Annotated in this window: 9 protein-coding genes; 3 read left to right on the forward strand and 6 right to left on the reverse strand. The window is 74.1% G+C overall.

Annotation, left to right across the window (positions count from 1 at the left end; genetic code table 11):
• Window positions 1-196: 196 nt before the first annotated feature.
• Window positions 197-1,219, reverse strand: coding sequence for an NADP-dependent oxidoreductase (locus tag WME85_RS41310; protein ID WP_437829356.1), 1,023 nt, complete (start codon window positions 1,217-1,219; stop codon window positions 197-199).
• Between the two features lie 197 nt (window positions 1,220-1,416).
• Between WME85_RS41310 and WME85_RS41315 the strand changes: the two genes are divergently transcribed.
• Complete coding sequence (locus WME85_RS41315) at window positions 1,417-1,902, forward strand: hypothetical protein (protein ID WP_437829357.1); 486 nt, start codon at window positions 1,417-1,419, stop codon at window positions 1,900-1,902.
• Between the two features lie 40 nt (window positions 1,903-1,942).
• Here the strand turns inward: WME85_RS41315 and WME85_RS41320 are convergent, their stop codons facing one another.
• From WME85_RS41320 to WME85_RS41330, 3 genes are all read right to left on the reverse strand, one after another.
• Complete coding sequence (locus WME85_RS41320) at window positions 1,943-3,148, reverse strand: sensor histidine kinase (RefSeq protein WP_437829360.1); 1,206 nt, start codon at window positions 3,146-3,148, stop codon at window positions 1,943-1,945.
• 317 nt (window positions 3,149-3,465) lie between these two features.
• Window positions 3,466-3,840: a hypothetical protein gene (locus WME85_RS41325; protein WP_437829362.1), complete on the reverse strand. Its 375-nt coding sequence runs from the start codon at window positions 3,838-3,840 to the stop codon at window positions 3,466-3,468.
• Window positions 3,841-3,963: 123 nt separating this feature from the next.
• A complete protein-coding gene (locus tag WME85_RS41330) occupies window positions 3,964-5,001 on the reverse strand; it encodes a D-alanine--D-alanine ligase (RefSeq protein WP_437829364.1) in 1,038 nt (345 codons plus the stop codon).
• Between the two features lie 587 nt (window positions 5,002-5,588).
• Here WME85_RS41330 and WME85_RS41335 point away from each other — a divergent pair.
• Window positions 5,589-8,237 (forward strand): hypothetical protein, encoded by a 2,649-nt coding sequence (locus WME85_RS41335; RefSeq protein ID WP_437829367.1) that lies wholly within the window; start codon window positions 5,589-5,591, stop codon window positions 8,235-8,237.
• A gap of 474 nt (window positions 8,238-8,711) precedes the next feature.
• Complete coding sequence (locus tag WME85_RS41340; protein ID WP_437829369.1) at window positions 8,712-10,361, forward strand: ATP-dependent DNA ligase; 1,650 nt, start codon at window positions 8,712-8,714, stop codon at window positions 10,359-10,361.
• Between the two features lie 85 nt (window positions 10,362-10,446).
• Here the strand turns inward: WME85_RS41340 and WME85_RS41345 are convergent, their stop codons facing one another.
• Together WME85_RS41345 and WME85_RS41350 are read right to left on the reverse strand one after the other, a co-directional pair.
• A complete protein-coding gene (locus tag WME85_RS41345) occupies window positions 10,447-11,967 on the reverse strand; it encodes a hypothetical protein (RefSeq protein WP_437829372.1) in 1,521 nt (506 codons plus the stop codon).
• A gap of 59 nt (window positions 11,968-12,026) precedes the next feature.
• On the reverse strand, window positions 12,027-14,813 hold the full coding sequence (locus WME85_RS41350; RefSeq protein WP_437829374.1) for an ATP-binding protein: 2,787 nt from the start codon (window positions 14,811-14,813) through the stop codon (window positions 12,027-12,029).
• Window positions 14,814-14,856: the final 43 nt, after the last annotated feature.

The raw sequence follows: 14,856 nt of genomic DNA on the forward strand, positions 1-14,856 counted from the left end.
GGCGCCTCGTCGCCTGAGGCGCCCCTTGTTCCGTGAGGATGGAGAGATTGAACCACAGAGGCACAGAGGGCACAGAGGGAGAGATAAAGAACAGAAGACACGATGCCGAGCGCACAATCAATCTCTTCTTCTCTCCTCTGTGCCCTCTGTGCCTCTGTGGTTCAATCTCTTCTCATGGATCCTCCTGGAATCCCGCTCAGGAAGCGACGCGCACGAGCAGCTTGCCGAAGTTCTCGCCCTTGAGCAGCCCGATGAAGGCCTCTGGCGCCCTGTCCAGCCCCTCGACGACGTCCTCGCGGTACTTGAGGCGACCCTCGCGGATCCACCGGCTCGCCTCCTGGAGGAACTCGGGGCGTTGCTCGGCGAAGTCGCCGACGATGAAGCCGCGCAGCATCAGCCGCTTCGAGAGCACCTGCCGCATCAGGTCCGGCAGGCGGTCTGGCCCGGGGGGCGGCGCGGCGTCGTTGTAGTGGGCGATGAGGCCGCAGACAGGCACGCGGGCGAAGGGGTTCAGCAGCGGCAGCGCCGCCTCGAACACGGCGCCGCCGACGTTCTCGAAGTAGACGTCGATCCCGTCGGGGCAGGCCTCCTTCAGGCGCTCGGCCAGGTCGGGGCGGCGGTGGTCGATGCAGGCGTCGAACCCGAGCTCGCTCACGACGTAGTCGCACTTCTGCTGCCCGCCCGCGACGCCGACGGCGCGGCAGCCCTTGATCTTGGCGATCTGCCCGACGACCGAGCCCACCGCCCCCGAGGCGGCCGCGACCACCACGGTCTCGCCCGGCTTCGGCTGGCCGAGGTTGAGCAGCCCGGTGTACGCCGTCATGCCCGGCATGCCCAGCACGCCGAGCGCGGTCGAGACCGGCGCGAGCGCCGGGTCTACCTTGCGCAGGCCGCTTCCATCGGTGACCGCGTACGCCTGCCAGCCCGTCCTCCCCTCGACGATGTCGCCCGGCGACAGGCCGGCGACGCTCGACCGGAGCACCTCGCTGACGGTGCCGCCGACCATCACGTCGCCGATCTCGACCGGCGGCGCGTACGACTTGCCGGCGTTCATGCGGCCGCGCATGTACGGATCCAGCGACAGATAGAGCGTGCGCAGCAGCGCGCGGCCCTCGCCGGGCTCGGCGAGCTGCTCCTCGATCAGCTGGAAATCAGACACCTTGGGCTCGCCGGACGGCCGGGCGGCGAGGACGATCTTGCGGTTGCGCTGGGTGGTCATGGTGCGGCTGATCGTGCGCCACCCGGCGGAGATTTCCAGAGGAACTCGGCGACCCGCGCGGATCCAGGCGAGCTGAGCGAGCGGCGCGCTCGACCCGCGCGCGGCGTGCGTGCTCGACGCCGGGCAGCGGCAAGGGGGCTGATCCCGCGATGCACGATTGAGCTCCGCGGGCATCGAGGGTATGTCGAAGCTGTACGATGGAGTCACTCGACGCGATCCAGCTGCCGGCGGAGCTTCGCGGGCCACCCCCGCGCCCCTGGGCGGCGCTGCGCCACGCCCGGCACCAGCTCGCCGGCGTCGGGTACGCCTTGCTCTTCTGGGCCGCGCTCCTCGTGGTCGGCTCCTTTTACCGGCACATCTCGTTCGTCGAGACGGTGCTCGCCTTCTCGTTCGCGCTCATGCCGTTCGTGCTCCTGTATCAGGCGCTGGGCAGCTACACCGCCTGTCGCCTGGCGCTGCGCGGCGCGCCGTCGCCCGCGCAGATCTACGAGGGTGTCGTCGTGACGAGGTTCGGGACGGTGAAGATCTGGCACATCGTCGTCGCCGGCGAGCACGTGCGGATCCGCGCCGACGCTCCGGTCGATCGGAGCATGGTAGTCCTCGTGACGCCCGAGGCGGGCGGCGCGAAGCGCAGAGTCGGCGTGTACCATCCTCGGGTCGGGATCTGCACGTCGCTCGTGTGAGCAGCGCTCCTGCCCGGGCGCGCCGGCGCCGCGCGCGCCGTCACGCCGTGGGGGAGCCGTGGGCGCTCGCCGCCGTCGCCGGCTCCCCGGCGCTGGGCTGCTCCGCGGCGCCCGCCGCCTGCTCCGCGGCGCCCGCCGCCTGCTCCGCGGCGCCCGCCGCGCTGGCGATGGGCACGGTGAAGGAGAACGACGAGCCCTCTCCCACCCTGCTTTCGGCCTCGATGGTGCCGTGGTGCGCCTCCACGATCGCCTTCGCGATGAAGAGGCCGAGGCCTAGCCCGCCGTCGCGCTTTCGCCGCTCGCCGAAGTAGCGTTCGAAGATCCGCGGCAGCCTGCCCGGGTCGATCCCGAGCCCCGTGTCGGTCACGCTGAACCGCACGGAGCCGCCCGACACGCCGGCGCGCACGGTGATCTTCCCGCCGGGCGGCGTGAACTTCAGCGCATTGACGATCAGGTTGGTGAGCACCTGGAGGATCCGATCGCGGTCGCAGAGCATGGCAGGGAGCCCCGCCGGAGCCTCGTGGCGCAGCTGGATGGACTTCGCCTCTGCGTCGTCGGCGTGGGCCTCGACCGCCTCGACGAGCAGCGCCGCCGCGGACTCGGCCACGAGGTCGAGCGACATCCCGCCGGAGTCGATCGACGCCGTGTCGAGCAGGCTGCGGAGGAGGCGGTTCATCCGTTGCACGGTCCGGTGTACGACCGCCGCGCGGCGCGAGATCTCCGCGCCCGCGCCCGCGGCAGAGGCCCTCGCGATCAGCGCGGCGTTCATGTCGATGACGCCGAGCGGATCGCGAAGATCGTGGGCGACCATCGCGAGCATATGCTCCCTGAGCTGCCCGGCGGAGCGCTCCGCCGCCTCGGCGCGCTCCGCCAGCTCGCGCGAGGCGCGCTCGACCCGGATCGACCTGACCACGCTCTCGCCGAGCGCGCTGAGCGCCGCGCCCATCAGGAGGAACAGCACCACGCCGAGGATATCGGCCGGATGGCTGATGCGAATGACGCGGTACGGCTCGATCCAGTAAACGGCCCCCATCGTGCAAAGCACCGTCGCGATGAGCCCCGGCCAGAGCCCGCCGACCCAGGCGCTGGTGACGATCAGCACCGCATAGAACATGACGAGCGGGAGCTTCAAGGCCATACCCCGGGGCGCCTCGGCGGCGAGGAGGAGCGCGACCGCGCCGGAGATCAGGGCTGTGCCGTAGCGGATGGCGGGCGAGCTCGAAATGCGCGCTGGCGGGGAGCTCATGACTCGCGACGAACCTTGGCCCACCTGTCAGGCACCGCAAGCAGCCATACGCCCCCGGGCGTCACCCCCTGGGCGGACTTGGAGCGATCCGCTCCTCCAGCGCGCGCACGACCATCGAGAGGAGCTGAGAGGAGCTCGTCCGGATCGCACGGCTTGCGGAGCGTGTGAGGCGCGCCAGTGCGCCTCACGATCTTGTAGAAACCCTCGATCCCGGACACGAAGAGAATCGGAATCTTCTCCCGACCGGAGTTGCAGCCCGACGCCGCCGTCTGCCGGGTCGCCTTCTGCGCGCCGGCCACCGGCAACTGCGCACAGCGCTACAAGCTCGACCGCGCGCCCTGTCCGGGCGGCGAGTGCATCGCCGGGGGTTGCTTGCTCGCGGAGGGCTCCGACGGTTCTGGCGGCGGCGCGGGCGGCGACGGCGGCTCCAGCGGCGATGGCCAGGGCGGCGGCGCCGCCGGGGCGACCGGCTCGGGCGGTGCCAGCAGCGGCGCCGGCTGCTCTGGCGGCGACGGCGGCTCCGGCGGCGCGCCGCTCACGCCCGCCCCGGAGGGGAGCGGCCCGCCGCACCTGCGCGGAAACGGCTGCGCCGCGGCGCCCGACGCCGGCCCTGGCCCCGTCGGCTCGGCCGCGCCCTGGCTGCTCGCTGCGGCCCTGGCCGCCGCGGTGCCGGCTCCCTGGCCGCGGTCCACGCGCGGCGCGGCCCCCTGCTACCGGACCTACGATTCAGACTTTGCGCTGATCTGCCCCCGAGGGCAGTGGCATGGGCTCCACATGCCCGGTGCTGCTGGGCGCCCCGCGCGGGGCGCCCTCCCTCAGCCCGCCGACTTCACGAGCCGCAGGCGCTTCTCCGCCTGCCCCCGCTCGTTGAGCCGGAGCTCCGACGCGGCGGGCGCGCGGCGCCGCACCGGCTGGTGCAGCCGGGCGCTCGCGAGGATGGCCTCGCAGAGGTCGCCGAACTCGTAGCCTGCGGCCTCCGCGATCTTCGGCAGGAGGCTCGTCTGGGTCATGCCCGGCAGGGTGTTCACCTCGAGCACGTACTCGTTCTCTCCGCCGGTCACGAGCAGGTCCACGCGCACGGCGCCGGTGCACCCGAGCGCCTGGGCCGCCCGCTCCGCCAGGTTGAGGATCCCGCGATACCGCGTCGGCGGGAGGCGCGCCGGCATGTGATACTCGGTCATCCCCGGCGTGTACTTGGCCTCGTAGTCATAGAGCCCCTTCTTCGGGACGATCTCGATCGCGCCAAGGACCTTCCCGTCCAGGATCCCCACGTTGACCTCGGTCCCGGACACGAACCGCTCCACGATGGCGGCGTCGTCGAACTCGAACGCCACCGCGAGCGCCGCCTGGAGCTCCTCGAGCGACCCGGCCTTGGCCACGCCGAGGCTCGAGCCCTCGCCGCGCGGCTTCACGATGACCGGGAACCCGAACGAGCCATGGATCGCGTCGAGCTCGTCGAGATTCTGGTGCGCGCCCACAGTGTAGTAGGGAGGCGTCGGCACGTTGTGCAGCCGGAACATCTCCTTGGCCTTGAGCTTGTCCATCGCGAGGGCGCTCGCGAGCACGCTCGACCCGGTGTAGGGGATCTGGGCGAGCTCCAGGACACCTTGCACGCACCCGTCCTCACCGAGCCGCCCGTGCAGGGCCAGGAACGCCGCGTCGAGCTGCGCGCGCTGCAGCGTGGCGCAGAGCTCGGTGCCGAACCGGTCGCCGAGCGTGATCCGGACGACATCGTACCCGCGCGCCTCGAGCGCCTCGGCGACGGCCGCGCCCGAGCGCAGGGACACTTCGCGCTCACCCGACGAGCCGCCCATCACGACGCCGACCCGCCTCCGGACTTGCCGCTCCACCATCGAAGAACCTCCGTCGCCTTCCCGTGCGGACACCAACACCACGCCAGCATCTCCCGGTACAGTCTGACTGCCGAAGAGACGCGGCGCAAAAACCAAGCCAGCTGCTCCCAAGGCCCGATCACGGCGGCCTTGCAGCGGGGGGGCGGTATTCCTGAGCTGTGGTTGAGGAAAACTGCGCCCGCCCGCCGTGTTCACCTACCCACGGCGCGCTGACCGCCAACCCGGTATCAAGGCCAGCGGCGGAGGTCAACTAAACGGAGCGATCGCGCCGTCGGGGGGAGGCGGCCCGAGCAGAGGCCTCTCGCGCGTGTCGGGCAGCACATGGACGTGAAGACCTGCGCCGCGTGGCCCTTCGTCCGGGTGCGGCGCGGGCCGCGTCGCGCTCTTCGCGGCCCGCGCACGGCACCACATCAACCCATGTGGTGTGTACCCGATCGGCGCTCGCATCTCACCGCCGCTCGCGCCGTTTGAAGAGGGCGAACGCAGGTTGATCCGAAATGATCGCTTCTCGTTGTGAGGGCGTTCGCATACGGTCTATCCACCGGCAGCCTGCCGTCCACTCCCCCTTTCAACAGAGCGGGTCTCGCATGTCGCACCGTGCACTCTCGTTGCTGATCGCCGCTGGCGTCACCGTGACGGGCCTCCTTGCCTGCAGTTCCCCCGAGGAGAGCGCGCCGCCGTCGCTGTCCTCCTCGTCCGCCTCCTCCGGGTCCGGTTCCGGGCCGGATCCGATGCCCACGACGTCGCCACCGGACGAGGACCCGCCGGACGAAGATCCGCCGGACGAGGACCCGCCGGACGAGGACCCGCCGGACGAGGACCCGCCGGACGAGGACCCGCCGGACGAGGACCCGCCGGACGAGGACCCGCCGGACGAAGACCCGCCGGACGAGGACCCGCCGGACGAGGACCCGCCGGACGAGGACCCGCCGGACGAGGACCCGCCGGACGAGGACCCGCCCTTCGGACTGGACGCTCCGGTCTCGGGCCCGGCGCTCGGGAACCAGGACATGCCGGCGGCCGCCTTCAACGGGGCCGAGTACCTCGTGGTCTGGGCCGACTCGCGCCCCGTGAACGCTTACGCCGCCCGGGTGAGCCCGGACGGGGCCGTCCTCGATGACGTCGCCTTCCCCTTGCCCTTCGAGAACATCCACCTCGACGTCGCCTCCGACGGCGACGGCTTCCTCGTCGTCGGCCGGGGCGCGCGGCCGACCCCGGCCGGCTCCTCGCCTGGCCTCCTGGCGGCGCGCGTGAGCGGCGAGGGCCACCTGCTCGGCACGAGCCTCATCACGGCCGCGACCGCGGACAAGGTGAAGGTCGCCTCGAGCGGCTCCGGGTATCTCGTGCTCTGGGAGGAGTGGGGCAGCTCTGCCTCGGCCCCGAGGTCGCTGCGCTTCGCGCGGGTCGCGCTGGACGGCGCGGTGCTGGACCCCGGGGGTGTCCTGATCGATGACCAGCTCTCGCTGCTGGCCAATGTCGCCTTCGACGGGACAAGCTACGTGATCGCCTGGAGCAGCGCGAAGACGGACAGCGGACAGGTGATGACGATCGACCCCGCCGGCGCCGTGCTGGAGCAGGCGTCTCTCCCGATCTACCCCGGCGACATGGACTGCCAGGCGGGCCGCTGCCTCGTCGCGTGGGGCGACTTCGAGTGTCCCCCCGAGCTGGGCGACGAGTGCGACCCCATGTGGGATGGCGCCTACCGGATCAGGGCCACGTGGATGACGCCGCGAGGCGAGCTGCTCGACCCCGCGGGCGCATTGCTCGGCTCTCCGTGGACCAATGACGGCCGCATCGCCGTCGGGTTCGACGGCGCGAACGGCGCCGTCGCGTGGAGCGCGGGTCAGGCGGAGTGCTCGGACGACGAGGTGCGCTTCGCGTACCTCTCCCCGGACGGCGCCGCCGTTCATCCCGGCGGCCTCGTGCTGCAGGGGTCCGCCGGGGACCCGGCCGTCGCCTCGGCGCAGGGACAGCTCTTCATCGCGTGGACCGATGAGCGCCTCGGGACGTGCAGCTCGAGCGCCTCCATCTACGGCGCGCGCATCGCGCCCGAGGCGGACGTGCTCGACCCGGACGGGGGCGTGCTCGTCTCGAGGAGCGCCAACGCCCAGCTCCACCCCGCGGTCGCCTTCGACGGCGAGGGCTTCGCCGTGACCTGGAGCGACGGCCGCAACGCCGGGCTCTCGATGCGGGAAGATATCTACCTGACCCGCGTCGACGCCGCGGGCCTCCCCGTCGCCCCGGCGGCCACGCACGTCGGCGCCGGCGCGGCGAAGCAGGTTTTCCCCCGCGTCTCCTTCGATGGAACGGACGCCCTGCTCGCATGGTGGGATTGCTCCTATCCCAGCTTCCAGGAGGTGGAGTGCGCGGTCGGGGGAGCCCGGGTTGGACCTTCCGGCGCGACCCCGCAGGTCTTTCCGTTCTTCACCTGGACCAACCCGCGCTTTCCCCCGGCGCTGTCGAGCGGCGGCGGGCAAACGCTCGTCGGCGCCTACCGCGACATGAACGGGCTCGGGCTCGCGACCTTCGGGGCGGACTACCCGAGCGCGTCGGTCTATCCCGAGTATGACTTCAGCAGCCGCGTCGCCAGCGCCTCGGACGGCGTGAACCACCTGTTCGTCTGGGTCGAGGATCCCCGCTACGGCGGCCCGCTCTTCGGCGCCCGCGTCGCGCCGGACGGCACCGTCCTCGACCCTGGCGGGTTCCCCATCACGCCGCCCGACGCCCGCGTACTGACCTTCTCGCTCGCCTACGGCGCGGGCGATTACCTGGTCGCCTGGCACGACGCCACGACCGGCTCATCGCGTATCCTCACGACGCGGGTGAGCCCCGATGGCGCGGTGCTCGACGAGGCCCCCACGGTCATCGCGGAGCATCCCGAGTGCCTGCCGCCGTGGCGCAATGACTCCTGGACCCTGGTCGCGCGGGTGAACCTCGGCAGCGCCGCCGTGGCCTTCGACGGCCAGCGGTTCGTGCTCGGCTGGAAGGCGTGCGGCCCCGCGAGCGAGGACGTCTTCGGCGCGCTCGTCGGCGCCGACGGGGCGCTGCTCACCCGGTTCCCCGTCACCGCGGACGCTCACCTCGACGACCCTCCTGCGCTCGCCGGCACCGGCGACGGCACCGCGCTGATCGCCTATCCCAGCTTCCGCGCCGAGCCTCCCTTTGGCACCTGGCGCGTCGTCACCCACCGCGTCGACGGCACGGCGTTGCTCGCCACACCGGCCCCGTCGGAGTGAGCCTTCACGGGAGGGGCTCTCGTCTTTCTCGTCTTTACTGAGGCATCCCCTCAAACGTTTCGGAAAATTCACAGGAGGCGGGGAGACCGTCGACCGACCGGCGGATGCGCTCTCTCGGAGATGTCCGCGCGGCGCGATGTCCGCACGCGTGGACACCCGCGCCCGCCGCAGCTACCTCATGATGTCTCGACACCAGAGAATGACCTGATAATTCCCCGTCGCTCTCCGGAAGTGGCTACACTCGAAAGTGGCTGCGATCCCGCACGAAAAAGATCTTTTCTGCTCCTCATTCTTACACCCTTTGGTAGGCTCTCGCTCAGCCCATGCGGAGAACTCTTGGCGCCTGTGGGTCAGGTTCGATCCTGCGGAGTCCCTCGGTTCGGTAGGAGAGGACACACTGCAGCGGCCTCATCACACGACCCGTCGAGCGTGCGCTGCGCGTGCGCCCGTGAGGTGCCAGGGTAGGATGCCTGCGTGCTCGTCTCTGACCTCGTCGCCACCTCCGAGCGTGTCGCCACGACCTCCAGCCGTCTCGAGAAGATCGCCGCCCTGGCCGACCTCCTGCGCCGCCTCTCGCCCGAGGAGGTGGAGATCGGCGTCGACTGGCTCGCCGGTCGGCTGCGCCAGGGCCGCATCGGCCTCGGGCCGGCGATCGTCACCGAGGCCCGCCGCGCCGGCCCGGCCGCCGCCGAGCCCACGCTGACCCTGGGGGAAGCCGACGCTGTCTTCACGGACATCGCCCGCACGACCGGCCCCGGGTCTGCCGGGCAGCGCCGCGCGGCGCTCGGCAGGCTCCTCGCCCGCGCCACCGAGCTCGAGCGCGACTTCTTCGCGCGGCTCCTCATCGGCGAGCTCCGCCAGGGCGCGCTCGAGGCGGTCATGATCGAGGCGGTGGCGCGCGCCGCGGGGCTGCCGCCGGCCTCGCTGCGGCGCGCCGTCATGCTCGCCGGCGACGCGGCCGAGGTCGCCAAGGCCGCGCTCCTCGAGGGGGCGTTCGGCCTCCAGCGCTTCTCGCTGCAGCTGCTCCGCCCCGTGCAGCCGATGCTGGCGCAGGCCGCCGACGACATCGTCACGGCGCTCGGCGAGCTCCGCGCGATGGCCCTGGAGTGGAAGCTCGACGGCGCGCGCGTGCAGGTACACAAGGCCGGCGACGAGGTGCGCGTCTTCAGCCGCAGCCTCAACTCCGTCACCAAGGCGGTCCCGGAGATCGTCGAGGCGGTGCGGGCGCTCCCGGCCCGCTCGCTGGTGCTGGACGGCGAGGCGATCGCGCTGCGGCCGGACGGCGCGCCCCAGCCGTTCCAGGTCACGATGCGCCGCTTCGGCCGCACGCTGGACGTGGCCGCGCTGCGGGCCGAGCTGCCGCTGCGCGCCCTGTTCTTCGACGTGCTGCACCTCGACGGCGAGGACCTGCTCGACCGGCCCGGCAGCGAGCGGGCCGCCGCGCTCCGCCAGGTGCTCGACCGGTCGCTGCGCGTCCCGCGGATCGAGCTCCCGACGGCGGCCGAGGCCGAGGCGTTCTTCGCCGACGCGCTCTCCCGCGGCCACGAGGGCGTGATGGCCAAGTCGCTGGCCGCGCCCTACGAGGCCGGGCGGCGCGGCAGCTCGTGGCTCAAGGTGAAGCGCGCGCACACGCTCGATCTCGTCGTGCTCGCGGTCGAGTGGGGGAGCGGCAGGCGCCGCGGGCTCCTCAGCAACCTGCACCTCGGCGCCCGCGACCCGGGCGCTGGCGCCTTCGTCATGCTCGGCAAGACGTTCAAGGGGATGACGGACGAGATGCTCTCCTGGCAGACGCAGCGACTGCTCGAGCTCGAGCTCACGCGCGACGCCTACACGGTCTACGTGCGGCCGGAGCTCGTCGTCGAGATCGCCTTCGACGGCGTGCAGGCGAGCCCGCAGTACCCTGGCGGCCTCGCGCTCCGCTTCGCCCGCGTGAAGCGCTACCGCCCCGACAAGGCCGCCGCCGACGCCAGCACCATCGACGAGGTGCGCGCCATTCACGCCGGCGCGCTCGCGCGCGAGGCGGCCGAGCGGGCCGCGCCCGTGCGGGCCGAGGGGGGCGAGGCGGCCGAGGAGGGCGAGGCGGCGGGGGGCGGCGACGAGCCGGCCGGGGGCGAGGGCGCCTAGCTAGGCGGGCCGGCCTGGCGCCGGCGTTCTGGAGCGGCAGGTGGCGAGGGCTCGCGGGGCGGGCGCGGGCCCAGGGCCGGCGTTTCTAGAGCGGCACGTGGGCGAGGAGCACGTCGCCCCAGCCCTCGCTCCACAGCGTCCCGTAGCCGCTCTGCGCCTCGCCGTGGAAGCTCGTCACCAGCGAGAGCCTCCCTTGTGCGTCGAGCGCCGCGGCGCCCAGGCCGAAGAACCCGTTCTGCGTGTCGATGATCATCGCGCCGACCTCGGCGATGTGCCGCTGCGACCCGAACGCGCCCGTCGCGGGCTCATAGACGGCGACGTAGCTCCCCCGCTCGTCGATCGCGCCGCCGCCCAGGTCGAAGGGTGCGCCGAGCGAGGCGATGAGCGCGACGCGACCGTCGGGCGTGAACGACAGGCTCGTCCCGCCGACGCGGGCCGCCGGGAGCACGTTCGCCCACTGGAGCGCGCCGTCCGCTCCGGCGAGCTTCGCGAGGAACGCGCCGCCCGCGCCGTCGATCGGCCCCTTGCCGAGGTCGGCGCCCGCCGCGAGCTGGCCGGCGACCAGCACGTCGCCGCGCGCGTCCACGAGCAGCGCCTGGGCCTCGTCGCCGAGGCCCAGGCCGTAGTCCTCGGGCGCGCCGAAATGCCTCGACCAGAGGTGGGCGCCGGTCCGGCCCGAGTACTTCGCCACCCAGGCCTGGTCGCCGCGCAGCCCGGTGATCAGGCCGCCGCCGAGATCGGCGCCGTCGGAGAAGCTGCCGGCCACGAAGATGTCGCCGCTCCGGTCCACCGCCACCCCGCCGATCGGCGCGAACAAGGACACGCTGCCGGCGACGCTCCCGAGCCGTCGCTCGAAGACCGGCGTCCCGTCGACGGCGAGCCTGGCGAGCAGGAGGCTGCCCCCGGACTGGCCGGCGACGATCACGCTGTCGTCGGGACCGGCGGCCACGCGGCCAGCGAGATCGTCGCCGGGGCCGCCGATGCGGCGCGCCCAGCGCAGGTTGCCCTGCCCGTCGAGCGCGATCGCGAAGATGTCGTGGTCCTCCGGCGCCTCGAGCGACACGGCGCCCACGTCGAGCGGCCGGCTCGCGTAATGACCGACGACGGCGACGCCGTCGTTGCCGAAGATCGCGGCGCCGGTGCTCGTCACCACGCCTCCGCCGAAGCGCTGCGCCCAGCGCAGGGCGCCCTTGTCGGTGTACTTCGCCACGAAGAGATCCTCGAAGCCGGCGAGCGCCGTCGGGCCCGCGCCGAAATCGGCAGGCCCGCGCGAGCTGCCGGCGACGAGCACGTTCGCGCCCGGGTCGATCGCCAGGGCCATGGCTTGCTCGATGTCGGGGCCGGCGATCTGCCGGTGCCAGGCGTCCGTCGGCGGGAGCGGCGCGTCGCCTCCCGCGCCTGCTCCTCCCGTCTCCGGCGCGCCGCCTCCCGCGCCGCCCTCGCCTCCCGCGCCGCCGGGCGCGTCCCCCACCGCGCCCCCGCCGCCGGGCGCGTCGCCGCCCCCGCCGGCGGAGCCGGCGGCGAGCTCGGGGACCTGGCGCTGGAGCTCGCCGCAGCCGGCGAGCGCGATCGAGGACACGAAGAGAACCGAGGAGAAGACGCGCATCGGGGGACCTCCACCGTCGAGGCTAGAGGTCCTGGCCCGGGCCGCTCCTTAAGCCGCCCTTAAACGTGGCCGTCGCCCCCCGCCGCCGGCTCGATCGCGACGTGGTGGACCGGCAGCGCGGGATCGAGCAGGTACCCCTCCCCGTCCCTCCGGAGCCACGGCTTGAGGCCGAGCTTCCGCAGCTGGTTCATCGCGACGTAGATCCGGTTCGCCGCCGCGTCCGGGAGGATGCGCTCGCCGGGCCAGCCCGCCTCTTGCAGCGCGGCGAGGGGGAGGCCTCGGCCTGGGGCGCGGCGCTGCTGCTCGGCCAGCGCGACGAGCAGGCGCCGCGCCGCGTGACGCTCGCGCAGATCGTGCCACGCGCCCCCCGGCGGCCGGCAGAACCGCGCCCCCTCGGTCAGCAGGAGCTCGCGCTCGCCGCCCTCGCCCTCGCCGCGCCCCTCCGGCAGCCCCAGCGCCGCCAGGCTGCGCTCCAGGATCCGGAGCAGCAGCCGCACGTCGTCGGAGCGGCTCGCGCTCGACGGCGCCCCCTCCGCTCCCTCCCGCGCGCGCACGATCCTCTGCCGCGCTGCCCCCCCGCGCGCGGCCGCATCGTCCCCTCGCCCCGCGCGGCGCGCCGCCTGCGCGAGCGCGAGGTCGACGAAGCCCGACGCCACCCGCGCGAGCTCCACGTCGGGCTCGTCGCCGAGCTGCGCGAGCAGCCGCTCGGCCGTCTCCAGCGCGCGCCGCGCCTCTTCTACCTCCTCCAGCGACGCGAGCGCCGCGCCCAGCCGGCAGAGGGCGATCGCCTCCGAGCGGCGGTCGCCCACATCGCGGAGCAGCGCCACGGCGCGCTCGTGGCAGGCGCGCGCCTCGGCGAGGCGGCCTTCCTCGTGGTGGAGCGCGCCCAGGTTGCCGAGCGTGATCGCGAGCAGCCTGAGGTCGCCCACCTCGCCGAGGATCGCGGCCGCGCGCTCGTAGCGCCGCCGCGCCTGCGCGGGCGCGCCGCGCTCCTGCTCGAGCAGGCCGGCGTTGGTCGAGAAGATCCCCTCGAGCCGGCCGTCGCCGATCTCCGCCGCGATCGCGATCGCCCGCTCGTAGTAGCCGGCGGCCTCGCCCTCGCGGCGCTCGTCGTGGTGGAGCGCGCCGAGGTTGCCGAGCGCGCGCCCCTCCGCGCGGCGGTCGCCGAGGGCGCGGTGGAGCGCGAGCGCCTGCTCGTAGTGCTCGCGCGCGCGCTCCATCTCGCGCCGCCCGTGGTGGAGCACGCCGAGGTCCGCGACGATCCCCGAGAGCAGCGCCTCTGCGCCGAGCGCCGCCGCCTGCGCGCGGGCGCGCCCGAGGTCCTCGAGCGCCGCCTCCGCCTGCCCGCGGAGCCGCCGCGCGCGCCCCCGCGCCGCGAGCGCCCGGGCCACGACGAGCGGATCCGCCGCGAGCTGCTCGGCCGCGGCGAGCGCGCGGTCGAGCGGCTCGAGCTGGGCGCCGAACGGCCCGCGGGTGCTGAGCACGGGCTCCACCGCGCACAGCGCCCGCAGCGCGCGCTCGGCCGCGGCGCGGCGGCCCGCGGCGGCGGCCGCGAGCGCGCCTTCGGCGGCGGCCGCGAGCGCGCCTTCAGCGGCGGCGGCCGCGAGCGCGCCTTCGGCGGCGGCCGTGAGCGCGCCCTCGGCGACGGCGAGCAGCTCCTCCAGATCGCCGGCGATGCGGTTGAGCGCGTCGAGCGCGCCGCGCCGCTCGAAGTCCGCCGCGGCGGCCTCCCCGGCGGCCAGGTAGAAGGCGGCGTGCCGCTCGGCCGCGCCCTCGCGCTCCCCGCGCTCGGCGAGCTTCTCGGCGGCGAGCTCCCGCACCCCCTCGTAGAGCGCGAAGCGCGTCGCCCCGTCGCTCCCCGGGGGCGCCGCGCGGAGCAGCGACTTGTCGCGCAGCGCCTCGACGCGGTCGATCGCGGCCGCGTCGGGCTCCGCGAGCACGGCCGCCGCGGCCTCGAGCGTGAACGGCCCGCGGAACACCGAGCAGCAGGCGAGCGCCCGGCGCTCGCGGTCGTCGAGCAGGTCCCACGACCACTCGATCGCGCCGCGCAGGGTCGCCTGCCGCGCCTCCCTGCCGCGCGCCGCGCCCGCGAGCAGGTCGAGCCGGCGCCCGAGGCGCGCGAGCAGGCCGCGGACGCCGAGGACCCCCTCGCGCGCCGCCGCGAGCTCGATCGCGAGCGGGATCCCCTCGAGCCGCCGCACCAGCGCGGCGACGTCGGCGAGGCGCTCGCCGCCGGGCGGCGGCGGCGGCGGTGTGGACGCGCGGTGGGCGGCCGCGCGATCGAGGAAGAGCGCCACGGCTGCGCTGCGCTCGGACGAGCCCTCGGCGGGGAGGTCGAGCGGGCCGAGCTCGTAGCTCACCTCCCCGGGCAGGCGGGTGCGCTCGCGCGACGTCACGAGGAAGCGGAGCTCGGGCGCGGCGCGCACCCACGCGCCGAGGGCCGGCGCCGCCGGCTCGAGCACGTGCTCGAGGTTGTCGAGCACGAGCAGCGCCCGTCCCTCCGCCGCGAGCGCGCGGCCGATCCGCTCGACGAGCGTCGCCTCCCGGCGCCCTGCCGCGACCTGCGCGCCGATCGCGCGCGCGACGGCGCCGCAGACGGCGCGCAGGTCGCGGCAGGCGGTGAGCTCGCAGAGCCACACGGCCTCGCCTGGCTGCGCCTCGGCCCACCGGCTCGCGAGCTCCAGGGCGAGTCGCGTCTTGCCCATGCCCGCCGGCCCCCACAGGGTCACCAGCCGGTCGCCGCGCCGGAGGAGCTCGGCGATCCCGGCGAGCTCGCCCTCCCGGCCGATGAAGCGCGACGCGGGCAGGGAGAGGCGCTGCCTCCGCGGTCGAGCTGCCTCCGCCACCTGCCGAGCTTCGATCGGCGCGGGGCGAAATTCAACGACGGAG

Source organism: Sorangium sp. So ce1153, assembly GCF_051521595.1.
In the GTDB taxonomy this organism is placed as follows: domain Bacteria; phylum Myxococcota_A; class Polyangia; order Polyangiales; family Polyangiaceae; genus Sorangium.